At 68.7% G+C, this 23,405-nt stretch carries 22 protein-coding genes, 2 tRNA genes and 1 other RNA gene; 13 read left to right on the top strand and 12 right to left on the bottom strand.

The annotated features are described in order from the left end of the window. Window positions 1-84 precede the first annotated feature (84 nt). The 5 genes from rnpB to cobC all read right to left on the bottom strand — a co-directional run bounded on the left by rnpB (window position 85) and on the right by cobC (window position 4,267). Window positions 85-501: RNase P RNA component class A (gene rnpB, locus Y710_RS05105), an RNA gene on the bottom strand. A gap of 52 nt (window positions 502-553) precedes the next feature. Then, complete coding sequence (locus Y710_RS05100; protein WP_045538702.1) at window positions 554-1,177, bottom strand: histidine phosphatase family protein; 624 nt, start codon at window positions 1,175-1,177, stop codon at window positions 554-556. A gap of 50 nt (window positions 1,178-1,227) precedes the next feature. Further along, entirely contained in the window at window positions 1,228-1,986 is a 759-nt protein-coding gene (locus Y710_RS05095) for a zinc ribbon domain-containing protein (protein ID WP_006895235.1), read from the bottom strand. Further along, window positions 1,983-3,128 carry a Nif3-like dinuclear metal center hexameric protein gene (locus Y710_RS05090; protein WP_006895234.1) on the bottom strand — a complete coding sequence of 382 codons (1,146 nt, stop codon included), beginning with the start codon at window positions 3,126-3,128 and terminating at the stop codon, window positions 1,983-1,985. The genes Y710_RS05095 and Y710_RS05090 overlap by 4 nt, the downstream gene beginning before the upstream one ends. Further along, on the bottom strand, window positions 3,125-4,267 hold the full coding sequence (gene cobC / locus Y710_RS05085; protein WP_081598072.1) for an Rv2231c family histidinol phosphate aminotransferase CobC: 1,143 nt from the start codon (window positions 4,265-4,267) through the stop codon (window positions 3,125-3,127). The genes Y710_RS05090 and cobC overlap by 4 nt, the downstream gene beginning before the upstream one ends. A 287-nt stretch (window positions 4,268-4,554) precedes the next feature. Here cobC and Y710_RS05080 point away from each other — a divergent pair, with 287 nt between their 5' ends. Further along, complete coding sequence (locus Y710_RS05080; RefSeq protein WP_006895231.1) at window positions 4,555-5,043, top strand: low molecular weight protein-tyrosine-phosphatase; 489 nt, start codon at window positions 4,555-4,557, stop codon at window positions 5,041-5,043. 34 nt (window positions 5,044-5,077) lie between these two features. Beyond that, window positions 5,078-6,019: an SURF1 family cytochrome oxidase biogenesis protein gene (locus Y710_RS05075; protein ID WP_006895230.1), complete on the top strand. Its 942-nt coding sequence runs from the start codon at window positions 5,078-5,080 to the stop codon at window positions 6,017-6,019. A gap of 16 nt (window positions 6,020-6,035) precedes the next feature. Here the strand turns inward: Y710_RS05075 and Y710_RS05070 are convergent, their stop codons facing one another. Beyond that, window positions 6,036-6,683 carry a hypothetical protein gene (locus Y710_RS05070; protein ID WP_045538697.1) on the bottom strand — a complete coding sequence of 216 codons (648 nt, stop codon included), beginning with the start codon at window positions 6,681-6,683 and terminating at the stop codon, window positions 6,036-6,038. Window positions 6,684-6,768: 85 nt separating this feature from the next. After that, entirely contained in the window at window positions 6,769-7,722 is a 954-nt protein-coding gene (locus tag Y710_RS05065; protein ID WP_062366639.1) for a cobalamin biosynthesis protein, read from the bottom strand. A 35-nt stretch (window positions 7,723-7,757) separates the two neighbouring features. On the opposite strand from Y710_RS05065, the gene Y710_RS05060 reads away from it, so the two are divergent. Then, the gene (locus tag Y710_RS05060; RefSeq protein WP_045537690.1) at window positions 7,758-8,588 is read left to right on the top strand and encodes a spermidine synthase; all 831 of its coding nucleotides are present in this window, start codon (window positions 7,758-7,760) and stop codon (window positions 8,586-8,588) included. A gap of 57 nt (window positions 8,589-8,645) precedes the next feature. Further along, window positions 8,646-8,720: transfer RNA gene (locus Y710_RS05055), tRNA-Cys, on the top strand. A gap of 11 nt (window positions 8,721-8,731) precedes the next feature. On the opposite strand, the gene Y710_RS05050 is transcribed toward Y710_RS05055, so the two are convergent. After that, window positions 8,732-9,853 carry a hypothetical protein gene (locus Y710_RS05050; RefSeq protein WP_156479411.1) on the bottom strand — a complete coding sequence of 374 codons (1,122 nt, stop codon included), beginning with the start codon at window positions 9,851-9,853 and terminating at the stop codon, window positions 8,732-8,734. Between the two features lie 111 nt (window positions 9,854-9,964). Here Y710_RS05050 and Y710_RS05045 point away from each other — a divergent pair, with 111 nt between their 5' ends. Then, entirely contained in the window at window positions 9,965-10,771 is an 807-nt protein-coding gene (locus Y710_RS05045) for a GNAT family N-acetyltransferase (RefSeq protein ID WP_062366634.1), read from the top strand. A gap of 42 nt (window positions 10,772-10,813) precedes the next feature. Here Y710_RS05045 and Y710_RS05040 read toward each other — a convergent pair. Continuing rightward, window positions 10,814-10,888: transfer RNA gene (locus Y710_RS05040), tRNA-Val, on the bottom strand. A gap of 124 nt (window positions 10,889-11,012) precedes the next feature. Here Y710_RS05040 and Y710_RS05035 point away from each other — a divergent pair. Beyond that, entirely contained in the window at window positions 11,013-11,825 is an 813-nt protein-coding gene (locus Y710_RS05035; RefSeq protein ID WP_062366632.1) for a maleylpyruvate isomerase family mycothiol-dependent enzyme, read from the top strand. Between the two features lie 121 nt (window positions 11,826-11,946). Beyond that, a complete protein-coding gene (locus tag Y710_RS05030) occupies window positions 11,947-12,825 on the top strand; it encodes an SGNH/GDSL hydrolase family protein (protein ID WP_062366630.1) in 879 nt (292 codons plus the stop codon). Window positions 12,826-12,874: 49 nt separating this feature from the next. Here the strand turns inward: Y710_RS05030 and Y710_RS05025 are convergent, their stop codons facing one another. From Y710_RS05025 to Y710_RS05015, 3 genes are all read right to left on the bottom strand, one after another. Then, window positions 12,875-13,357: a redoxin domain-containing protein gene (locus Y710_RS05025; protein WP_062366629.1), complete on the bottom strand. Its 483-nt coding sequence runs from the start codon at window positions 13,355-13,357 to the stop codon at window positions 12,875-12,877. Further along, on the bottom strand, window positions 13,357-13,773 hold the full coding sequence (locus Y710_RS05020) for a DUF3052 domain-containing protein (protein ID WP_006895215.1): 417 nt from the start codon (window positions 13,771-13,773) through the stop codon (window positions 13,357-13,359). Before Y710_RS05020 ends, Y710_RS05025 begins: the two co-directional genes overlap by 1 nt. Window positions 13,774-13,940: 167 nt before the next feature. Continuing rightward, window positions 13,941-14,465: a hypothetical protein gene (locus Y710_RS05015; RefSeq protein WP_006895214.1), complete on the bottom strand. Its 525-nt coding sequence runs from the start codon at window positions 14,463-14,465 to the stop codon at window positions 13,941-13,943. 224 nt (window positions 14,466-14,689) lie between these two features. Here Y710_RS05015 and aceE point away from each other — a divergent pair, with 224 nt between their 5' ends. The 6 genes from aceE to Y710_RS04985 all read left to right on the top strand — a co-directional run bounded on the left by aceE (window position 14,690) and on the right by Y710_RS04985 (window position 23,176). Continuing rightward, on the top strand, window positions 14,690-17,476 hold the full coding sequence (gene aceE / locus Y710_RS05010) for a pyruvate dehydrogenase (acetyl-transferring), homodimeric type (RefSeq protein WP_062366628.1): 2,787 nt from the start codon (window positions 14,690-14,692) through the stop codon (window positions 17,474-17,476). A 159-nt stretch (window positions 17,477-17,635) separates the two neighbouring features. Then, window positions 17,636-18,913 carry a PucR family transcriptional regulator gene (locus Y710_RS05005; RefSeq protein WP_006895210.1) on the top strand — a complete coding sequence of 426 codons (1,278 nt, stop codon included), beginning with the start codon at window positions 17,636-17,638 and terminating at the stop codon, window positions 18,911-18,913. 195 nt (window positions 18,914-19,108) lie between these two features. Next, on the top strand, window positions 19,109-20,020 hold the full coding sequence (locus tag Y710_RS05000; protein WP_006895209.1) for an ACP S-malonyltransferase: 912 nt from the start codon (window positions 19,109-19,111) through the stop codon (window positions 20,018-20,020). A 107-nt stretch (window positions 20,021-20,127) separates the two neighbouring features. After that, window positions 20,128-20,430: a meromycolate extension acyl carrier protein AcpM gene (gene acpM, locus Y710_RS04995; RefSeq protein WP_006895207.1), complete on the top strand. Its 303-nt coding sequence runs from the start codon at window positions 20,128-20,130 to the stop codon at window positions 20,428-20,430. A gap of 1 nt (window position 20,431) precedes the next feature. Continuing rightward, window positions 20,432-21,697 (top strand): KasA/KasB family beta-ketoacyl-ACP synthase, encoded by a 1,266-nt coding sequence (locus tag Y710_RS04990; RefSeq protein WP_062366627.1) that lies wholly within the window; start codon window positions 20,432-20,434, stop codon window positions 21,695-21,697. A gap of 27 nt (window positions 21,698-21,724) precedes the next feature. Beyond that, window positions 21,725-23,176 (top strand): acyl-CoA carboxylase subunit beta, encoded by a 1,452-nt coding sequence (locus tag Y710_RS04985; protein ID WP_006895204.1) that lies wholly within the window; start codon window positions 21,725-21,727, stop codon window positions 23,174-23,176. The last annotated feature ends 229 nt before the right edge of the window (window positions 23,177-23,405 follow it).

The raw sequence follows: 23,405 nt of genomic DNA, 5'->3' as shown, positions 1-23,405 counted from the left end.
CGCGAGCCGGAATCGTGATGTGCGCTCGACCGAACCGTGAGAAAAGTGCGGTGCCCGCACCGCGCAGGCGGGCGAAGGAGAGAGCGAACGAGCCGGCGTGTAAGCCGGATCCTGTACCGGCCCGAGAGCCGGTGGCGACCATCCATCTGGACACACCGTCGCCGGGTGCCTCGAGCGGCCAACCCGCGAGCTCGGACGAGCAGTCCTCGGTCACTCGCGCACTCGCACACGCCGGCCGGCGGTGCGAGCTTCGGCCTTGCTCCGGGTGGGGTTTACCGAGCCGACACGGTCACCCGCATCGCTGGTGCGCTCTTACCGCACCGTTTCACCCTTACCCGCACGCCATGCGTGCGGGCGGTCTGTTCTCTGTGGCACTGTCCCGCGGGTCACCCCGGGTTGCCGTTAGCAACCACCCTGCTTCTGTGGAGTCCGGACTTTCCTCGACTCGGGCCTGCACGATCGCTCGTGCGGTTCCCTCGCCGCGGCCGCCCGGCCGACTCGTTCGCGAGATTCAGGATAGCCCGGCGGGCGGTCGGACACCGAATGCCGCGGGCTACTGCAGGTGTGCGGTGTCGTTCACGAGCCGGACCACCGATCCGCCATCGGGGAAGAACTCGACCACGGAGATCGACGCGAGGTCCAGATGCAGCCGGAAGAGCAGTTCCGGTCCCACCGTCAGCGCCTGTCGCAGCATCGATTTGATCGGCGTCACGTGTGAGACGGCGAGCACGGTCCGGCCGGGGAATCGGGCGACGATGTCCTCGCGGGTCGCGGCGATCCGCTCCTGCACCTGGGCGAAGCTCTCTCCGCCGGGCGGGGCGACGTCGGCGTCGGCGAGCCACCGGCCGTGCACCTCGGGGTCGCGGCGGGCGGCTTCGCCGAAGGTGAGTCCCTCCCACGCACCGAAATCCGTCTCGATCAGCCCGTCGCACACTTCCACCTCGGCGCCCAGCCGTTCCGCGGCGGCGGTCGCGGTATCCATCGCCCGCACCAGCGGAGAGGACAGCACCGCGTCGATTCGACCGAGGCCTCCCCCGCCGATCCGCTCGCCTGCCGCGGAGGCCTGTGCGCGGCCGAGGGCGGTCAGTTCGGGATTGCCGCGGCCGGAGTACCGACGGTCCACCGAGAGCGCCGTCTGGCCGTGCCGGAGCAGGACGATCCGGGTCGGCTCCTCCATCTGTCCCTGCCAGTTCGGCGACTTCCGCGGTCCGGTCCGGCGGTCGGCGGTCACTGAGCCGATCCGGGTCGCGGCAGACCCGACTGCTCGGTCCGCACCATGATCGCCCCGCACTCCTCGCAGCGCACCACCTCGTCCTCGTCGGCGGCGGCGATTCTCGACAGCGTCCGCGGATCGAGTTCCATCCGGCACGCGCCGCATCGACGCTGGCGCAGCAGTCCGGCGCCGACCTTGCCCTGCGACCGCAGCCTCTCATAGACCGCCAGCAGCGACTCGTCGACGCCCTCCACCACGGCCGTCCGTTTGACGGCGAGGTCGTCGATGCGTTCGTCGACCGCGACGCCCGCGGCGTCGCGCCGTGCGATCAGGTCGAGTTCGCGTTCGGTGGCGTGCAACAGCGCGGCCTCGGTGCGCTCGGCTTCCGCCGTCGTCGCCTCCTGCTGCTCCATGATCTCGAGGAGTTCGGTCTCCAGGTTCTCCGACCTGCGCTGCAGACCGGTCACCTCGTGCTGGAGTTCGGCAAGTGCCTTGTGGTTGAGCGCACCCGACTCGATCTGCGCCTGGTCGCGCCGCAGGTGCTCCGTCGTGCCCGACAGTTCCGCGTCGATGCGCTCGTACTCGCTCTGCAGATCGTCGACCGCCACCTGAGCACGGGCGCGGTCCTCACGGATCTTCTCCATCTCCTCGGTGAGTCGGGCCAGCTCCGCGACCTCCGGGAGGCTGCGGCGTTCGTGGCGAGCCTTCGCGAGATCGGCATCGATCTCGGCCAGGTCGAGCAGTCGGCGCTGCTGAGCGTTCGGGACCTTCACTGCTGCTCCTTGGGGCCGGCGATCACCGTGAAGGGATCGGTCGGGTCTTGGAATACGGTCGTCCGGCAACCGATCTCGGTCAGGATATCGGCGACGCTCTCGCACCACGGGAACTCGGTGGCCCAATGGCCGGCGTCGACCAGGGCCGGCGATCGGTCGCGTAGCGATTCGTCGACCACGTGGTGGCGCAGATCGCCGGTCAGGTAGACGTCGGCGCCGGCCGCGCTCGCCGCACCGATGAGCGAGTCACCGGCACCACCGCACACCGCGACGGTCTCCACCGTCGCAGCCGGATCACCCGCCCCGCGGACCGGCCACGCCGCGGCGGGCAGGACGCGTCCGGCGTGGGCGACGAACTGGCCGAAGGTCATCGGCTCGGGCAGTCGTCCCACCCGGCCCAGACCCACGTCACCGTCCGTGACGGCCTGCTCGAACACGTCGAAGGCCGGTTCCTCGTACGGGTGCGCCTCGCGCAGCGCACCGAGGACCAACCGGCGCAGATGCCGCGGCGCGACCATCTCGAGCCGTTCCTCATCCACCCGGGTCAGGGCTCCGACGGCCCCCACAGCGGGCGAGGCACCGTCCACCGGCAGGAATTGTCCGGTACCGACCACACTCCATTGGCAATTGCGGTACTCGCCCAGAGCGCCCGCCCCGGCGTTGAACATCGCCTCACTCACCTGATCCGCGCTGCCCTCGGGGACCATCACCACCCATTTGTCCAATGCCGGCGCGGGCTCGGGAGCCAGCGGCACGGTGTCGAGGAGACCGAGCGTCTCCGCGAGCGCATCCGACACGCCCCGGCGTGCCTTGTCCGCGTTGGTGTGCGCGGCGTACAGCGCGCATCCGCCCCGGATGAGGCGATGCACGATGCGGCCCTTGGGAGTGTCGGCGGCCACCGACGTGACGCCCCGCATCAGCAGTGGGTGGTGGGCCACGATGAGCGTCGCACCGGCTTCGAGCGCGGCGTCGACCACGGCGTCGGTGACGTCGACGCAGACCAGCACGCTGTCCGCGGGTTCGGCCGGGTCGCCGCAGACCAAGCCGACGGCGTCCCAGCTCTCGGCGAGCCGGGGCGGGTACACGCGCTCCAGCTCCGCGATCACCTCGTCCAGTCGCGGGCTCGGCAGACGGGGACTCATGTGGCCTCACTCTCTCGGCTCTGTCGGGTGAAGGGCGGTGCGTTCTCCGCCATCACATCTTGCAACGCGCCGACGAGCACGTCGGTGAGTTCCGGGCTCCGGACCGCGATGCGCAGATGGTCCGGTCCGAGCCCGACGAAGTTGGCGCAGCTGCGAACGCCGATCCCGCGGTGACGCAGGCGTTCCTTCACCTGCAGCGCGTTCGGCACCCGGATCAGCACATAGGATGCCGCCGCGTCCGCCGCGGGCGGCCACCCGCACTCGGCGAGCCGGGTGCTCAGATACGCGCGATGCGCTGCCACCGCCTCGCTCTGGGCCCGCGCGTACGCCTGCCCTTCGTCGCCGGCGCACACCGCGAGCGCGACGAGCGCGAGCGTGCCCAGCGGCCAGTGCCTGCGGCCCGTCGAGAGCCGCGCGATGATCGCAGGCGAGGCCAGCAGGTAGCCGGCGCGCAGCCCCGCGAGCGCGAACGTCTTCGTGATCGACCGGACGACGATCAGATCGTCGGAGCGCTCTCCTGCCAGCGACTGCGGTTCGTGGGCGCCGGTGACCGGGTCGAGGGTGAGATCGGCGAAGGCCTCGTCGATCACCACGGTCCGGCCCGGCCGCCGGAGCGAGTCGATGTGCGCGCGCGTGTGCAGCACGGACGTCGGATTGGTCGGGTTGCCGACCACCACCATGTCTGCGTCGTCGGGAACGTGGACGTCCGCCAGCGACCAGGGGTCGGTCAGGATCACCTGACTGATGCGCGCACCGGCGGCACGCAGCACGCGCTCGGGCTCGGTGAACGACGGCTGGACCAGCGCGACGTGTTTCGGTGCGAGCTTGGCGAGCAGTTCGAACCCTTCGGCCGCACCACCCAGCAACAGCACCTCCGACCGATCGCGGCCGTGCAGGCGCGCCACCGCGCTGGTGGCCGCGGTCAGGTCCGCCGCACTCGGATATCGGCCCAGATCGGCGATCCGATCGCGCAACGCCGAGACGAGGAATTCCGGCGGGCCCGGCCGCACGTTCACGGCGAAGTCGATCACACCCGGAGCGGTGTCCTCGTCGCCGTGCCGATCGGGATCGAAGAACTCGGCCGATCCGGACGGCGTCTGCTCAACGACGGACGTCGTCTGCGAGTTGCCCGGTTTCATGACCTCTGACACTACGTGCACGGTCGACGGCACGGGCCCGGGCCCCGCGCCCGGCACGTCGAAGGACTGCCGCGGCCACACGCCCGGCCTCGTCCGAGGGCGTCGGTCACGTGTGCGACGTACTACAGTCGAATGTGACAACGCCCCGAGTCGGGACGGTCGGCGTGAGGATCGGTTCCCCGGACAGGTCACGGCCGCGATGGCTGCCGCCGGGCACGCAGCCGTGATGGGAAGAACAACAAACGACTGGACTGCGACGCGGTTCACCAAATCGTGTGAGGAACTCGGTGTCTGACAACTCGCCCCGCACACTGCACGTGTGCTTCGTCTGTTCCGGCAACATCTGCCGCTCGCCCATGGCGGAGTCGATCTTCACCTCGGCGATCGAGGAGGCCGGCCTGGCCGACCGCGTCCGGGTGAGCAGCGCCGGAACCGGCGGCTGGCACATCGGCGAGCCCGCCGACAACCGCGCGCGGACCGAACTGCTCGCCCACGGCTACTCCGATCAGCACGTCGCCGCCCAGCTGACGCCCGATCACCTGTCGGCCGACCTGCTGGTCGCCGCCGACAGCGGTCACGTCGCCGAGTTGGAACGCAAGCGACTCGGGGATCGGGTCCGGCTCCTGCGCAGTTTCGATCCCGACGCCGACGGCGCTGATGTCCCCGATCCGTTCTATGGCAGTCCGGCGGATTTCACCTTGGTTCGCGAGCAGGTCGAGGCCGCCGTTCCCGGGCTGCTGGCGTGGGTGCACGCGACCCTGGCCGACGACGACTGACCGAGCCGATTCCAGCAGCCAGTAACCTGGAGTCGTGCGTGTGCTCAAGACCTTCCTGCGACCGGGCTGGCTGCTCCTGGCCGTCTTCGTGGTCACATTCGCGGCCGCCTGTTTCACGGTTCTCGCGCCGTGGCAGCTGGGCAAGAACTCCGACACCGAGCACCGCAACGACCTGATCCGTACGGCCGAGTCCACCGCTCCGGTCCCGATCGACGAACTCGCCCCGGCCGGCCGGCCGCTGAATCCGGATTCCGAGTGGCGCGAGGTCGAGGTCACCGGCCGGTACCTGGACGACGAACAGACCCTCATCCGCCTCCGCAGTGCCGACGAGCGTCCCTCCGTGGAGGTCGTGACCCCCTTCCAGGTGGCCGGCGGTGATCGCGTTCTGTTCATCGACCGCGGCTACGTGCGGCCCGGCGACAACAACCGCGTCGACGTCGCGCCCGCACCGACCGGCGAGGTGACCGTCACCGCGCGCCTGCGCAAGACCGAGTCGACGAGCCCGGGCAAAGAACCCCGCGTCGAGAACGGGCAGCGCACCGCATACACCATCGACACCCGCCTCTTGGGGCAGTCCACCGGCCTGAACAGCGAGAATCTCTATCTTCAGCTGTCTCCGAACCAGCCCGGCTCGCTCGGCGAGATCGCTCTGCCGCAACTCGAGTCGGGCCCGTACCTCTCGTACGGACTGCAGTGGCTGGCCTTCGGTGTCATGGCCCCGTTGGGCGCCGCGTACTTCATCTACTCCGAGGTGAAGGCGCGTCGCGCCGCGAAGAAGACCGGCGACGACACCGCCGCTCCGCCGCCCCCGCCGCGCAAAGACCGCGAGCGCATCCGCAGCCAGCTGCGCGAAGCGGGAACTTTCACCGGCAACGACATGACGGCCAAGAAGACCGCCGAGATCGGTGGCGGCGCGGCGCCCGCCGACACCGACGACGAGGTGAAGGCCAAGCTCGCGCAGCGCTACCGCAGCTGACGGAGAATGCGCACGGTCAGCTGAACAATCCGCTCAGCAGGTCGCCGAGCGAGCCGGCTACGGACCCGCTGCTGCCGACTGATCCGCTGCTGCCCATGTCGGGGCCGGACCCGCATCCGGTGACCGTGACGCTGCGCCATTGGCGGTCGCCCAGCCACTCCGGCTGTTCGTTCGGCGTCTGGCCGTTGTTTCCGGGAGGGCCGAGCACGATTCGGTAGTCGACGCGATGGGTGGAGGCACCGGGGTTCGGAAGCGCCGGGTTGAACGTCCCGGTCGGGTTCTTCAGATCCTGCACGTAGGTCGCCGTCACCGGTGCCCGGTCCGAGACCATGGTGCGGTTGTCGACGGTGTTATCGGGTACCTCGTCCGGCCAGGTCGGCGAAGCAGCCTTCGATGACATGCCACCGGTCCGGTAGATCTCGAACGGAATATCCTCGACCATTCGTCCGGCTTCTTCGTCGATACGCCAGTCGATCGTGTATGTCGTCACGTTCGTCTTGTTCACAATGGAGAACTCGGCCTTGCAGCCGCCGAGGTTCTTCGCCGAGAATGTGACGGCCCCTTCGGGCGTACCGGGGGCCGGCACCGCATTCGCCGGTGGAGCCAGCACCGTCAGTGTTCCTGCTGCTGCGCCGAGTACTGCGAGTTTGGCACCGTGCTTCATCGGGTCTCCCTTCGAGGATGGTTCGCGAACGATATCAATTCAGACGAATCACCACCGCGCGCTCGGACGCCGTTCACCTGTTCGTTCACCACCGATGCGAGTCACCGCGCGTCGTTCCTGACCGTCCGCGCCTGCCTGCCAGACGCACCGCCACCGCCACGGCGACGACGGCCGAGAGCCGTTGAATCCGGCGCGACAGCACAACCGCCGCGCGCAGATCGGATGCGAGCGGCGCCCGGCCGTCGCCCAGCCGCGGTCGGTCCTCCACCCCGTGCGGGTACACCGTGCGACCGCCGAGTTCGATGCCGAGGGCCGCCGCGAACGCGGTTTCCACCACCCCGGCGTTCGGGCTGGGGTGTGCTCCGGCGTCTCTGCGCACCGCACGCCACACGGTCACGGGCCGGCCGCTCACCAGCGCCGCGGCCACCGCCGTCATCCGAGCCGGCGCGAGATTCGCGGCGTCGTCGATCCGCGCCGCCGCCCACCCGAAGTTCCGGTACCGGTCCGAGCGGTAGCCGATCATCGCGTCCAGGGTGTTGACCGCCCGATAGCCGAGCAGGCCGGGCGCGCCGGCGACCGCGCCCCACAGCAGCGGTGCGACCGCGGCGTCGGACGTGTTCTCCGCGATGGATTCGACGGCGGCGCGGCAGATCCCGGACTCGTCGAGCAGATCGGGGTCCCGTCCCACCAGTCCCGATACCAGCCGGCGCGCCCGGTCGACGTCACCGGATTCGAGGGCTCCGGCGATATCGTCGCCGATCCGGCACAACGACGTGCCGCCGAGCGCGGTGAAGGTCGCCGCCGCGGTGCCCGCCGGGCCCGTCCGCCGCGCCAGGGCACCGACCGCGACCGCGACTGCGATCCATCCTCCGGCGAAGACCGCGCCGGCCGGTCTGGCGTCGGCGTACGCCCGTCGCTCCAGCCAGGCCACGGCGCTGCCGAACAGCGCCACCGGGTGTCCTCGCCGCGGGTCGCCGAAGACCGCATCCGCGACCGCTCCGATCGCCAGTCCCGCCGCCTCCGCCCGATTCCTGCGCATCCGGTGATCGTATCGGCGACTAGAATCGGTCCCCGATGGCCACCGCACGTTCCGAGCCCGAGCCGGGCTCATTCGAGATCTCCACCGGCGTCGCCGAGCTCGCCTCCGACCGCGAGGGTGGCTGGCTGCTGACCGTCAACGGTGTGCAGAGCAGTCACATCGCGCCCGCTCGTCCGGACCTGCTCGAGTTCGAGTACATGCGGCAGGCGGTCGCCGCCGTCGAGGACCGCTATCCCGACCGGTCCGCGGGACTGCGATTCTTACACCTCGGCGCCGCGGCATGCGCGCTGCCCCGCGCTCTGGCGCACACCTATCCCGCCTCACGCCATGTCGCCGTCGAGATCGACGCCGAACTCGCCCGGCTCGCCCGCGAATGGTTCGACATCCCGCGCGCACCCCGTCTGCGAATCCGGGTGGGCGATGCGCGGGAGGTGGTGACCGGTCTGCGCGAACAGACGCGCGACGTGGTGATCCGCGACGCCTTCGCCGAGAGCCTCACACCCGACCATCTGAAGACGGCTGAGTTCACCCAGGCGGTGCGTCGCGTGCTCGCCCCCGGAGGCCTCTACATCGCCAACTGCGGCGACCGTCGCGACCTCAAGTCCGTCCGGAGCGAGGTCGCCACCGTCGCCGAGGTGTTCGCGAACATCACCCTGATCGCCGACCCGTCGATGTTCAAAGGGCGGCGCAGCGGCAACGTGGTCGTCGTGGCGTCCGACGGCCCGGTCCCCGACTCTCCCGAACTGGAACGGCGGCTGCGCTCCGATCCCGAACCGGCCCGGTTGATGACCGGCGACGCCGCGCGGGCGTTCGGTTCCGGCGCCGTCCTGCGCGACGGCCCCGCCACCCGGCCCGGCACTGTTTGATTCACTGCGGGCACAACGGTCGACGACGGCGTCCTCGCCCGGCATCGTCGAAGACCTGCGGGTGTGGCTGAGTGGCGAGGCAGCGGTCTGCAAAACCGTGCGACGCGGGTTCGAATCCTGCCATCCGCTCCATTCATCCGCGTTCAGCCGCCGTAGTCCTCGAACATGAGACGGCGCTGGTGCCATCGCTGGCTGTAGGTGGCCTCTCGGACCACCTCTTCGTTGTCGAAGTTGGAGCCGAGTGCACCGGCCATGGTCCCCATCGACGCCGCGAACCAGCCGATGACGAGGTAATCGACAACCGAGACGGCGTGGCCCAGTCGGCTCGCCAGATACGCCGGCTCCACGACCGCCGTGGCCAGTACGGTCAGTCCGACGAAGAGAATCACGTGCATGAGTGTCACCGCCGACGAGACGGTCACGACGGTGGAGGCATTGTCCAGCGAGCCGCTCTGCGGTGCCAGGTTCCGACGTCGACGGGTCCAGAGCCCGTTGCGCAGGATCAGCCACGAGCTGAGCGCAGCGATCACGCAGACGCTGACCGCCGCCAGACGTGCGAACGACATCGAGTCGGCGATCGGCCACACGCTCCCGAAGAAGATGCCGAAGGCCCCCGAGGCCATACCGACGGCCGTGCAGCCGCGCAGCGCCCGCCCCATGGCGGCCGGCCGATTGCTGTGCACCATCCCGGTCAGCATTCGCGCATGTCCGAGCGGACCTCGTACACCATCGTCGGGTAGCTGAGATGCGGGTGGCCAGACGTGGCTGTGGCCGCCCGGGCGGTAGTCCACGCCGGTGTCGGTCTCTGCGTCCGCTCGGAGTATCTCGCGAACGAGCGTGCGCACCTTGGTGCGCCGTCGCGTACAGCCGAGAGTCGGGACGAACACGACGACCGCCGGTTCACCCGCGGCGAGCAGATAGCGGAGGGCCGACCGCCCTCGATAGTGAGTCAGGTCCGTGAGATAGACGACGTATCGCCATCGGTGGCGCCGCAAGAGGTCCGGCGTGCGTTCGGCGAGGGGAATCGCGCCGCTCGGAGCGATCGGCAACGACTCCTCGCTGACTTCCACCGACCACTGCCCGCCGAGGTCGTCACCGAGATCTTCAGCGAGGCCGCCGCCGATCGCCTCCGCGAGTTGCCGGGGTGCGCCGGGGTCCGCCAGCAGACCGACCGTCGGCGGCGGCCAGAGCCGGAGATCGTCCGGCTCGGCCGCGTCGGCGCGGGTTCCATGTGCATCTGCTGCGTTCGAGACGTATTCACCCACGCCGACGCGGGTACCCGACTCGATCGTCGCCAAACGCGAGCGGACGTCCCCGATCCGCGGCCCGGTTCCTCGTCATGATTCCGGACCGGCGGTGGGCTAGCGTCACAGACTGTGTGCAACGAAACCGAAGCCACGGCAGCGGCGGCACGAGGTCACTACCTGCGGACACATCTGGCCCGCGCGGAGCGGTGGGGCGAGACGCCCTCGCTCGTCTGGGCACGGACAGGCGCCCGGCACGCCGAGCTCAATCGGGTGCTGTGGTTCACCGCGGACGATGTCCCCGCCTGCCTCGAACTGATGGACGACGTGCCAGCGCTCTGGTCGCTGTGGCCGGGGACCGAGGGTTTCGCCGACGTGGAGGCAGCGATGCGCGAATCAGGCCTCGCTGCGGTGGAGGAAGAGCCGCTCATGACGCTGCCACTCGCGCGGTGGGCGTTGCCGACGGACGACGTGACGACCGACCGCGACGCTTCCGAAGTGACGATCCAAGCCTGCAGGTCGCTCAGGGATCTCGATCGCTGGGCGCGCTTCTGGGCTGCCGAGGATGCCGCTTCCGAGCACCTTCCCGGTATCACTGCGGCGCTGGCACCGTTCACCGGATTCGGCCTGCCCGAAAGCGGTTCGGCCGCACCGATCGTGACGCATTTTCTGGCGCTCCACCGTGGAAGAGTCGTCGGGTGTTCAGCGGCGGTGGTCGCCGGAGTGTCCGCGGCTGTGGAACACGTGATCGTCGCTGCGGAGTGGCGCTCCCGTCGGATCGGAACGCGTCTCACCGAAGCCGCGCTCGACCGCGCCGTGCTCGGCGGCGCGAAGACGTGCGTGCTCACCGCCTCGCCCGAAGGAGAAGGCCTGTACCGACGGCTGGGATTCTCGGAGATCTGCCGCGTGCAGAGCTACGGTCGGCGTCCGGTGGCGTGATGCCGGGGTGCGATGCCGAGCCGTCACCGAGCATCAGGTGGGTGGTGCGCGCAAAGGGATTCGAACCCCTGACCGCTGGTGTGTAAGACCAGAGCTCTACCGCTGAGCTATACGCGCCCGGCCGAGACGTGCTGCGGCCCACACCAAGATATCGGCTCGGCGGCGTCGGGCCCAAACCGGGATACGCGCGGCCGCTACGGCTAGCGTGAAGCGGAGCCCCCATTCCACGGAAGGATGCCCAGTGACGACCATCGTGCCGCAGGAACCGCTGATCAGCGCCCTCGAGACGCAGTGGAAGGCCATCGACGACCTCGTCTCCCCACTATCCGACGCGCAATGGACCGCCGCGTCGCCCCTGCCCGGGTGGCAGATCCGCGACATCGTCGCACACATCGCGGGCACCGAGTCGATGCTGGCCGGCAGGCAGCCCGCGTCGTCCATCGACACCTCGCAGATCGCCCACGTGAAGAACCCGATCGGCGAACTCAACGAGCGGTGGATCGACCACTACCGATCGCGGTCCCGCGACGAGCTGATGACCGACCTCCGCACGGTGACCGCTGAGCGCAGCAAGGCGCTGCGCGGCATGACCGAAGGCCAGTGGGACGCCGAGACGGCCACGCCCGCCGGTCCGGACACCTACGGGCGATTCATGCGGGTCCGCGACTTCGACTGCTGGGTGCACGAGATCGACATCCGCGACGCGCTCGGCCTCGGCGTCCCCGAGAACGTGGAGCCGGCGCACTGGGCGCTCCGCGAGATCGAGAGCTCGATGCCGTACGTCGTCGGCAAGAAGGCTCGCGCCGAGGTCGGCAGCACTGTCCGTTTCGACATCACCGGCCTGTATCCGTTCACCTTCTTCGTCGTCACCGAGGACCGCGCCGCGGTGGTGCCGGCCGTCGACGGAGAGCCCGACGTCACGCTCCGCCTCGACGGGCTCGACCTCGCCCGTTCGGTCGGCGGACGGCCCAGCGCCGGCGACGCGGAGGTGGAGGTCACCGGCGATACGGAACTCGGCGCGGCGATCATCCGCAGCCTGCATTACCTCATCTGAGCTCTCCCGGTCCCCCGCCCGCCGACGCCGGGACCACGTTCGACTCGACCGGGAACTGTGACTCAACCGACACGCTCGGGCGTTGCGGCGAGTGTCGCACGTCCGGTGCAATGTAATTGTTGTGACTACTGAGACTCCTGTTACCGACGACCGCCGCCGCACGCGCTTCCGCCGCGGGCGGCGACTCACTGCTGCTGTCATCGCGGCGGCCGCCGTAACGACGATCGTCGCGCCCGCGGCGTCGGCCAAGACCGACGTCGCCGGAACGCTCGACGCCGTCTCCCGGATCATCACTCAGAATCTGAGCACGCAGCGCGGAGTCTCCGACACACCGTTCGACGTTCCGTCGTACCTCTGGGTGCTGACTCATCCGCTCGGATCCGGCACTCAGAATCTGCCGCGCCCGAATCAGAAGACGATGTGCAACACCGTGATTCAGATCGGCGATTCGACGTCGGTGGGTCTGGACAACTCGCTTCGCGTGCCCAGCCCCACCGACCGCATGACCCCCCAGTACCGGCGCGTGGGCGCGAAGAAGGTCTATCTCGACGCGGCCAACGGCCGTGCGGTCGTCGAACCGGCCGGCGGCCGCCCCAGCGGACTCGAAGCGATCGACGATCAACGCCGCCGCGGCCACGACGGCTGCTGGGTCATCGCACTCGGAGCCAACGACGCGGCACGCATCGCGGAGGGCAGTCATATCAGCGCCGACCGCCGCATCGACCTGGTGATGCACCGTCTGGCCGGCCGACCGGTTCTCTGGCCCACGGTGCGCACGGGCGACGGAGCCCTACCCCACTACGCCGACGCACACATGCGCGCATTCAACGCGGCGCTCCGCCGTGCTGCGCACCGCTACCCGAACCTGCGGGTCTACGACTTCGCCGCGCATACGGACCGGTCCTGGTACGTCGACGGGGTGCACTACACCCCGGACGCGATGATTCAGCGCAACCGCCTGCTCGCGACCGCGCTGGCCACCTCGTTCCCCCGGCGCTGAGCCCGGCGCCTCGGTCACACCGTCACGCGGCCCGACCGGTGGAACGGCGCTACCGCGCGACAGCCGCCAACGCCGCGTCCCAGGTCTCGTCGCCGCGCTGTTCGCCCGGACCGACCATCGCCGAGTACGCCACGACACCGTCGCGCCCGACAACGAACGTCCCGCGATTGGCGAAGCCGCGCTCGGCGTCGAAGACGCCGTACGCCTCCGCCACCGCACCGTGCGGCCAGAAGTCCGAGAGGATCGGGAACAGGAAACCCTGCGCCGACGACCACACCTTGTGAGTCGGGGGCGGGCCCACCGACACCGTGACCACGGTGACGTCGTCGTTGTCGAAACGCGGCAGATTGTCGCGCAGAAAGCCGAGTTCGCCTTCGCACGTGCCGGTGAAGGCCAGCGGGAAGAAGACGATCAGCACATTGCGGTCGCGCAGCGCGGAGAGCTTGACGACCTGATTGTTCTGGTCCCGCAACTCGAAATCCGGGGCGAGAGTCCCCGTCGCGAGGGGTGCGGCCACCGACTGAGCGGCCATCAGCGCTTACCCGCGCGCGCCTTCGGCGTGACCAGACGGGCGCCGGACCAGTCTCCGAGATTGACGACGGAGGTCTGCGTGAGTCCGGCGGTCGGCGCGGCCTCCGCGATCTCGCTGGGATCGACGTAACCGTCGCGGCCGGTCTTCGGCGACAGCACCCAGATGAACCCGCCCTCGGCGAGCGGACCGATCGCGTCCATCAGCGCATCGACGAGGTCTCCGTCGTCGTCGCGCCACCACAGCACCACGGCGTCCATGACGTCGTCCGCATCGTCGTCGAGCATCTCGGCATCGATCGCGTCCTCGATCTCGATTCGGAGATCATCGTCGGTGTCCTCGTCCCACCCGATCTCCTGCACCACCATGCCGTTGGTGAAACCGAGCTTGACAGCCCTGCCTTCTGGGGCGGTTACCACCGCGTACGACCTCCATTCGATGTAGCGGGCCGTGCATTCCGCACGTGCCGAGCCACGCCACGACGGCGCAACTTATGTGACAGCGTAAAGGCAAACTACCCCCGAGCACAGTGTCTAACCGCCCGAAGTACGGGATTGGGGCTTCTCTGCAACGGATTCGGGACGGTTCACGCCGATCCCGCGGGGAGATACCCCGCGCACGTGTCGAGTAGTGCGGTACGGTCCGCGTCCCATCTGTCGGAGGCGCCGTTGAGCGCTTGGCGCCGCTTCGCCTGAATCTGCTCGGCCAGGCGTTCGGCACTGGCGACGAACGCCTCCACCTGCGCGTCGACCTTCTCCGGCACCTCGGGCGAGACGGCCTTGCGGACTTCCTCGGCGCCCGTGTCGAGAGTGTCGACCGCCCAGCGGTCCTCGGATCCGACCTTCTCGTAATCCTGGACCTCGTTGAGGCGTTTGACGAAGGCGTTGTAATCGCGTGCCATCACACCGGCCGAAGTGATCACCTGCTGGCACAATCGGACGACGGCGACCTTCTCCGCTTCGGAGGATCCCGCGCGGGCGACGGTCCTGGTGACCGTGCCGACCGAGACCGTCGGACTCGGCGACTCGTCGTCCGATGAGCACGCCGGGACGGCGGCGACAGCGGTCAGCGCCGTCGCCGCGACCACGATCGACCGAGCCGTCCGGCCCACGAGGTCCCCCTTTCGGGAGAGAAGCAGCGGATACGCCGACGCTACCGCACCCGAGCGGCATGTGACTGGACACATCTTGCGCCAGGGCCGGTGATTTGCGGCACGATATAGGCAAGGCCGCACCATCGTTCCGCGGCACGTATCCGGCCGCCCCACCCCGGCGGCCCCGACATGCAGTTCGCGGCGGCAATCGCTTCGGTGGACTGCGAGATAGGTGGCAGACAGTGACTGATCAGATCGCCGGCACCGACAAGGCCGGCGCGCCGGCGTCGAGCGGGAGCCGCGTTCAGGTCATTCGGGACGGCGTCGCGTCCTACCTGGTCGACAACGACCCCACGGAGACCGACGAGTGGCTCGAGTCCTTCGACGCCATGCTCGCCGACGCGGGCCCCGAGCGCGCGCGGTACCTCATGCTGCGCATTCTGGAACGCGCGGAGGACAAGCGTGTGGGCATCCCCGCGTTGACGAACACCGACTACGTCAACACGATCCCGACCGAACTGGAACCCGAGTTCCCCGGGGACGAGGATCTGGAGCGCCGCTACCGCGCCTTCATCCGGTGGAACGCCGCGATCATGGTCCACCGAGCGCAGCGGCCCGGCATCGGCGTGGGCGGCCACATCTCGACGTACGCGTCGTCCGCCTCGCTCTACGAAGTCGGCTTCAACTACTTCTTCCGCGGCCAGGATCATCCCGGCGGCGGCGACCAGGTCTTCATCCAGGGCCACGCCTCACCCGGCATCTACGCGCGCGCCTTCCTGGAAGGACGCATCGACCAGGCGCGGCTCGACGGCTTCCGTCAGGAGCAGAGCCACGCCGGCGACGGCGGCGGGCTGCCGTCGTACCCGCATCCCCGGTTGATGCCGGAGTTCTGGCAGTTCCCCACCGTCTCGATGGGCCTGGGCCCGATGAACGCGATCTACCAGGCCCGGTTCAACAAATACCTGCACGCGAACGGCATCAAGGACACCTCCGACCAGCACGTCTGGGCGTTCCTCGGCGACGGTGAGATGGACGAGCCCGAGTCGCGCGGTCTGGCGCAGGTCGCCGCCATCGACGGGCTCGACAACCTGACCTTCGTCATCAACTGCAATCTGCAGCGGCTCGACGGCCCGGTCCGCGGCAACGGAAAGATCATCCAGGAACTGGAGTCGTTCTTCCGCGGCGCGGGCTGGAACGTCATCAAGGTGGTGTGGGGCCGCGAGTGGGACGATCTGCTGCACGCCGACAAGGAGGGTGCGCTGGTCAACCTGATGAACCGCACCACCGACGGCGACTACCAGACCTACCGGGCCAACGACGGCGCGTTCATCCGCGACCACTTCTTCGGCCGTGATCCGCGCACCAAGGAACTCGTCAACGATCTCTCGGACGAGGACATCTGGAACCTCAAGCGCGGCGGTCACGACTACCGCAAGATCTACGCCGCATACGCCGCCGCCATGGCCCACAAGGGACAGCCCACGGTGATCCTGGCGAAGACGATCAAGGGCTACACGCTCGGCAAGCACTTCGAGGGCCGCAACGCGACCCACCAGATGAAGAAGATGACGCTCGACGATCTGAAGGCCTTCCGCGACACCGCGCATGTGCCGATCACCGATGCGCAGCTCGAGGCCGACCCGTACCTGCCGCCGTACTACCACCCGGGTATGGACTCTCCGGAGATCCAGTACATGCTGGTACGGCGCAAGCAGCTCGGCGGATTCGTCCCGAGCCGCAAGGTGGCGGCCAAGCCGCTGCAGGCCGATCCGGCACCCGCCCTCAAGGCCGTGGCATCGGGCTCGGGCAACCAGCAGGTGGCGACCACCATGGCGCTGGTCCGCATCTTCAAGGAGCTCCTGCGCGACAAGGAGGTCGGCAAGCGCATCGTTCCGATCATCCCGGACGAGGCCCGGACCTTCGGCATGGACTCCTGGTTCCCCACCTTGAAGATCTACAACCCGCACGGCCAGAACTACACGTCCGTCGACGCCGAACTGATGCTCGCCTACAAGGAGGCGGAGAACGGCCGGATCCTGCACGAGGGCATCAATGAGGCCGGTTCCACAGCCAGCTTCACCGCGGTCGGCACGTCGTACGCCACGCACGGCGAGCCGATGATCCCGCTGTACATCTTCTATTCGATGTTCGGCTTCCAGCGGACCGGCGACGGTCTCTGGGCCGCGGCCGACCAGATGGCCCGGGGATTCGTCATCGGAGCCACCGCGGGCCGCACCACGCTGACCGGTGAGGGTCTGCAGCACGCCGACGGACACTCTCCGCTGCTCGCCGCGACCAACCCGGGCGCCGTCTCCTACGACCCGGCGTTCGCGTACGAGCTCTCGCACATCGTCGTCGACGGTCTCGAGCGCATGTACGGTCCGGATGCGGAGAACGTCTTCTACTACGTGACCGTCTACAACGAGCCCATCACCCAGCCGGCCGAGCCGGAGGATCTGGACGTCGCGGGGCTGCTCAAGGGCATCTACCGGTACCGGAGGGCACCGCAGCCCGCGGCGCACTTCGCGAACATCCTCGTCTCGGGCGTCACGATGGGCGATGCCCTGCGCGCCCAGGACCTGCTGGCGCAGGAGTGGGACGTGGCCGCCGACGTGTACTCGGTGACCTCGTGGTCGGAGCTCGCCCGCGACGGCATCGCAGCCGATCGGGCCGAACTGCGCAACCCGGGGTCGTCGACGCGGCCGTACCTCACCGAGGTGCTGCAGTACGCCAAGGGCCCGTTCGTCGGCGTCTCGGACTACATGCGCGGCGTCCAGGAACAGATCCGCGCGTACGTTCCGGGGACGTATCTCACCCTCGGCGCCGACGGCTTCGGATTCTCCGACACCCGCCCCGCCGCACGCCGCTACTTCAATATCGACGCCGAATCCATCGTCGTCGGAGTACTGGTGGCGCTGGCCCGCGACGGCAAGATCGACCGCACCGTCGCGGCCGACGCCGCCCGGAAGTACCAGATCGACGACGTCTCGGCTGCTCCCGAGCAGACCAGCGACCCCGGCGTCGCCTGACCGGTCCGACCACCCGAACGCCGGCGACCTCGCGTCGCCGGCGTTCGGTCGTCTCGGCGCGGGGGGACGTTCGACGGACAGCGCCCGCGACCATCGGCCCAGTCCGGCCGGCCGATACGACCCGGCCACAGCGGGTCGCGAGCGGTCTACATTGAATCCGTGCCTGATGCCGAACCCGACCCCCGTCTGAAGACGACGCGCGCCACCGACGTCTTCGGCGCGCGCGGCGCCCACGTGCCCGCGCCGGCCACCGTGCACGACGCGCTGCCCGACACCCTGCTGCGCCGCGTGAAGCAGTACAGCGGCCGACTGGCCACCGAAGCGATCCACTCGATGTCCGAGCAACTGCCCTATTTCAGCGACCTCGACGCGGCGCAGCGGGCCAGCGTGCAGTTGGTGGTCCAGACGGCGGTCGTCAACTTCGTGGAGTGGATCCAGGACCCGGAGGGGAACGTCAAGTTCACCGTCCAGGCATTCCAGGTGGTCCCCCAGGACCTGGCCCGGCGCATCTCACTGCTGCAGACGGTCGAGATGGTGCGCGTGGCGATGGAGTTCTTCGAGAAGTGGCTTCCGCTCCTGGCCCGGAACGACGCCCAGCTCCGCGCACTCACCGAATCGGTGCTGCGGTACGGCCGGGAGATCGGATTCGCCGCCGCCGCGATCTACGCCTCGGCCGCCGAGTCGCGTGGCGCGTGGGACTCGCGCATGGAGGCACTCGTGGTCGACGCCGTGGTGCGCGGTGACGAGGGCCCGCAGTTGCTCTCGCGCGCGGCGGCACTGAACTGGTCCACCGACGCCGCGGCGACGGTGATCGTCGGATCTCCGCCCCCGGAACAGAACGTGTCGGTCGCGTTGACGCTCCACAACACCGCCAAACAGTACGACCGCGCCGCACTCTCGGTGGTGCAGGGCAGCACCCTCGTCGCGATCGTCGAGGGGCCGCTGCGGCCGTCCGACCGCTTTCTCACCGACCTCCTCGAGCACTTCGCCGAGGGTCCCGTGGTGATCGGCCCGACCACGCCCAACCTGGGATCGGCCCACGCGAGCGCCGTCGAGGCCATGGCCGGACTCCGGGCGGTGGTCGGATGGCCCAACGCGCCGCGACCGGCTTACAGCTGGGATCTGCTTCCCGAGCGGGCGCTCAACGGCGACCGCTCAGCGATCGAGACGATGGACGAGACGATCGTGGAACCCCTGAGCGGTTCGGAGACCCTCGTCAACACCGTCGAGGCCTACCTCGACAGCGGCGGCCAGGTGGAAACTTGTGCCAGGGAACTGTATATCCATCCAAATACTGTGCGGTATCGCCTAAAGAAGGTGGCCGACATCACCGGACGTGACGCATCTAACCCCCGAGACGCTTTCGTTCTGCGTGTCGCACTGACCATCGGGAGATTGGCACGAAACCATCAAGGAACGCCCCATTCAGCCCCCTGAGTAACACTCGTCACGGCAAAGTAGCCGTATAGACCCTGTTCGGTGTTTGTCAGACTCGATCGCGTAACGGATCTCAACCCGATGACGATGGGAACACCGACAGAGTCACTTTTGTAGGAACCCTACAAATATCGCCGCCAAGGTTCGTACCCAGCAACACCACTACGACACAGCTGAAAGGTGTTCCCTAGTCACGTGCTTTCGTTGCTTGCGCCCGGCCAGGGCTCCCAGACACCCGGCATGCTCACCGAATGGTTGGAGCTGCCCGGGGCTCGTGACCGCGTCTCCGCGTGGTCCGAGGCCATCGGACTCGACCTCGAACGCCTCGGAACCACAGCGACGGCGGAGGAGATCACCGATACCGCGGTCACCCAGCCGCTCGTGGTCGCCTCCGCACTGCTCTCGTTCGACGAGTTCCGCCGCCGCCACGGCGAGTTGCCCGCGGACGTCGTGATCGCCGGACACTCGATCGGCGAGGTCGCCGCCGCCGCCGTCGCGGGCGTCCTGACGGCCGATGAGGCGATGATCCTGGCCGGCGTGCGTGGCGCCGAGATGGCCAAGGCCTGCGCGCTGGAGGAGACCACCATGGCCGCGATCCTCGGCGGCGATGAGACCGAGGTGCTCGCCTTCCTCGACGATCTCGACCTCGTGCCCGCCAACCGCAACGCGAGGGGACAGATCGTCGCCGCGGGTTCGGTCGTCGCCATCGACAAGCTGATCTCGGCGCCGCCTGCCAAGGCGCGCACGCGCAAACTGGCGGTCGCCGGAGCGTTCCACACTCGGTTCATGGCACCGGCGCAGGACGCGTTCGCCGAGGCAGCGGCGCAGATCACGCCCGCCGACCCCACCCGGACCCTGCTCTCGAACGCAGACGGTCGCCCCGTTCCCACCGGCGCCGAAGCCCTGCGCCGACTCGTCACTCAGGTCACCAGCCCCGTACGCTGGGACCTCTGTTCGGACTACCTCCGCGAGGCGGGCACCGACGCGATCGTCGAACTCGCGCCGGGCGGGACGCTCGTGGGCATCGCCAAGCGTGAATTGAAGGGCGTGCCCTCGCGAGCCGTCAAGGTCCCCGCCGATCTGGAGGACCTCCCAGGACTTGGATAGCGGTCGGCAGCACCCGACCCCCGGAAGGCCTCACGGCCCGTCCACTCAGCACACGCTGACTCCGGAAAACCAGATAGCAGTACAGAAACGAAGAAGGGAGCCACACCGTGGCCGCCACTCAGGAACAGCTCGTCGCAGGCATCGCCGAGATCATCGAGGAAGTCACCGGCATCGAGCCGTCGGAGGTGACGCTGGAGAAGTCGTTCGTCGACGATCTGGACATCGACTCGCTGTCGATGGTGGAGATCGCCGTCCAGGTCGAGGACAAGTACGGCGTGAAGGTTCCGGACGAGGATCTCGCCAGCCTGCGCACCGTCGGCGACACCGTCGCCTACGTCCAGAAGCTCGAGGCCGAGAACCCCGAGACCGCTGCAGCCATCGCCGCCCAGATCGAGGGCGGCCAGGCGTAGCATGACCGAGCTGCGTGACTTTTCCACTCGCGGTGGAGAGTTCCCCAGCGTGGTGGTGACCTCCATGGTCGCCACCACGTCCCTGGGAGCTGATCTCGACACGACCTGGGAAAATCTCGTCGCCGGTAAGACCGGCATTCGGGAGCTGACCGACGATTTCGTCGAGCAGTACAAATTGCCGGTCAGCATCGGTGGTCGTCTCGTCGACGACCCGACCAACGAAGTGACTCGCATCGAGGCGCGACGCATGTCGTACGTCGAGCGGATGTCGCATGTGATGAGCAAGCGCCTGTGGGCGCAGGCCGGCGAGCCGGAGGTCGACCCCGACCGGCTCGGCGTGGTTCTCGGCACCGGCATCGGCGGCGCGGACTCGCTGATCGACGCCGACCGAGCTCTGAAGGACACCGGCAACTACCGCAAGGTGTCGCCGCTGGCCGTCTCGATGGCGATGCCCAACGGGCCCGCGGCCGTCGCAGGTCTCAACATCGGCGCACGCGCCGGCGTCATCACCCCGGTCTCGGCATGCTCGTCGGGTGCGGAGGCGATCGCACACGCATGGCGTCACATCGTCATGGGCGACGCCGACATGATCGTGTGCGGCGGCGTCGAAGGACACATCGACGCGGTGCCGATCGCAGCCTTCAGCATGATGCGCGCGATGAGCACCCGGAACGACGATCCGGCGTCCGCGTCGCGCCCGTTCGACTCCGACCGCGACGGATTCGTCTTCGGCGAGGCCGCGGCCATGCTCGTCCTCGAGCGGGAGGACCACGCCAAGGCGCGCGGTGCTCACATCCACGCTCGGCTGATGGGCACCGGCATCACCTCGGACGGGTTCCACATCGTCGCCCCCGACCCCTCGGGGCAGGGCAACACCCGCGCGATGGCCCGAGCCCTGCAGACCGCCGGTCTGCAGAAATCGGACATCACGCACGTCAACGCGCATGCGACGTCCACCCCCATCGGAGACACCGCAGAATCGCTGGGCATCCAGGCCGCCGTGGGCAACCACGCAGCCATCTACGCGCCCAAGTCAGCCCTGGGCCATTCGATCGGCGCCGTCGGCGCTCTCGAAGCGGTCCTGACCATCAAGTCGGTGGAGGACTCCGTCATTCCCCCGACGCTGAATCTGGACAACCTGGATCCGGAGTGCGGCGACATCGACGTCGTACACGGTGAGGCTCGCCGCGGACAGATCGACTTCGCGCTGAGCAACTCCTTCGGATTCGGTGGGCACAACGTGGCCTTGGCATTCGGCCGATACTGATCCCCAACCCCCGCATAGGAGAACCCGATGACCACACTGGCACCCATCCCCGGCCGTGAGGAGGCGACGGATCCGCGCGATCCGTTGCTGCGGTTGACTAGCTTCTTCGACGACGGAACCGTCGAGCTGCTGCATCCCCGAGACAAATCGGGTGTGCTGGCGGCGATCGGCGACGTCAACGGTGTTCGCACCGTCTCCTATTGCACCGATGGCACCGTGATGGGCGGTGCCATGGGGATCGTCGGCTGCGCTCACATCGTGAACGCGATCGACACCGCGATCGCCGAGCAGGCGCCCGTCGTGGGCATCTGGCACTCGGGCGGCGCTCGACTGGCCGAGGGCGTCGAGGCCCTGCACGCTGTGGGGGGCGTGTTCGAGGCCATGGTGCGCGCATCGGGTTACGTGCCGCAGATCTCCGTGGTGGTCGGGTTCGCCGCGGGCGGTGCCGCGTACGGACCGGCCCTGACCGACGTCGTGATCATGGCTCCGGAGGGCCGGGTCTTCGTGACCGGGCCCGACGTGGTCAAGAGCGTCACCGGCGAGCAGGTCGACATGGAATCGCTCGGCGGACCGCACACCCACGGCAAGCGCTCCGGCGTCAGCCACATCACCGCCGACTCGGAGGCCGACGCGTACTGGCGCGCCCGCCGTCTGGTCGGCACGTTCTCGCAGCAGGGTCACTTCAACCGGGAGAAGGCGGAGGCTGGCGACACCGACCTGCGCGCACTGCTGCCCGAGTCGAATCGGCGCGCCTACGACGTCCACCCGATCGTCGAGGCCCTCCTCGACACCCAGCTCGCGGCGGACGGCGAGTCGGAGGTCACCACCTTCGAGGAGTTCCAGGCCAAGTGGGCCCCGAACATCACCGTCGGCTTCGGCCGCTTGTCGGGCCGCAGCGTGGGCATCGTCGCGAACAACCCGCTCCGGATGGGCGGTTGCCTGAACTCGGAGGCCGCCGAGAAGGCCTCCCGCTTCGTGCGCCTGTGCGATGCCTTCGGTGTGCCGATCATCGTCATCACCGACGTCCCCGGCTACCTCCCGGGCGTCGGCCAGGAGTGGAACGGCGTCGTGCGCCGCGGCGCCAAGCTGCTGCACGCGTTCGCCGAGTGCTCGGTGCCGCGTGTCACGCTCGTGACCCGCAAGATCTACGGCGGCGCCTACATCGCCATGAACTCGCGCGCCCTCGGCGCCACCGCTGTCTTCGCCTGGCCGGGCTCCGAGGTCGCCGTCATGGGCGCCAAGGCCGCCGTCGGCATTCTGCACAAGAAGACCCTCGCCGCGGCCCCGGAGGAGGAGCGCGAGGAGCTTCACGAGCGCCTCGCCCAGGAGCACGAGCAGATCGCAGGCGGCGTCGGCCGTGCCCAGTCGATCGGCGTCGTCGACGAGATCATCGATCCGGCCAAGACTCGCAGCATCATCGCCGAGGCCCTCGCTTCGGCGCCTGCCCGACGCGGACGGCACAAGAACATTCCGCTGTGACGCGCACTTGGAGCGCATGAGTTCGACGATGTCCCCGGACGCCGGTACGGCGCCGGGGACATCGTCGTTCCCGGCGGACTGCGCCGGCCCGTCGTCCGTCGCCCGTCGTCCGTCGAGGAACACATCCGCACCAAAAAGAACTAGCGCAACACGCACATCACAAGGCATACTTTGTATCAGCAGTGTGATATCCGAGTTCCGGCGTAGGTGCGCTTGGGGAAGACGTTCC

This window comes from Gordonia sp. QH-12, assembly GCF_001578675.1.
In the GTDB taxonomy this organism is placed as follows: Bacteria; Actinomycetota; Actinomycetes; order Mycobacteriales; family Mycobacteriaceae; genus Gordonia; species Gordonia sihwensis.
Note: the sequence above shows the minus strand (reverse complement) of the source record. Positions and strands in the feature narration are given on the sequence as shown.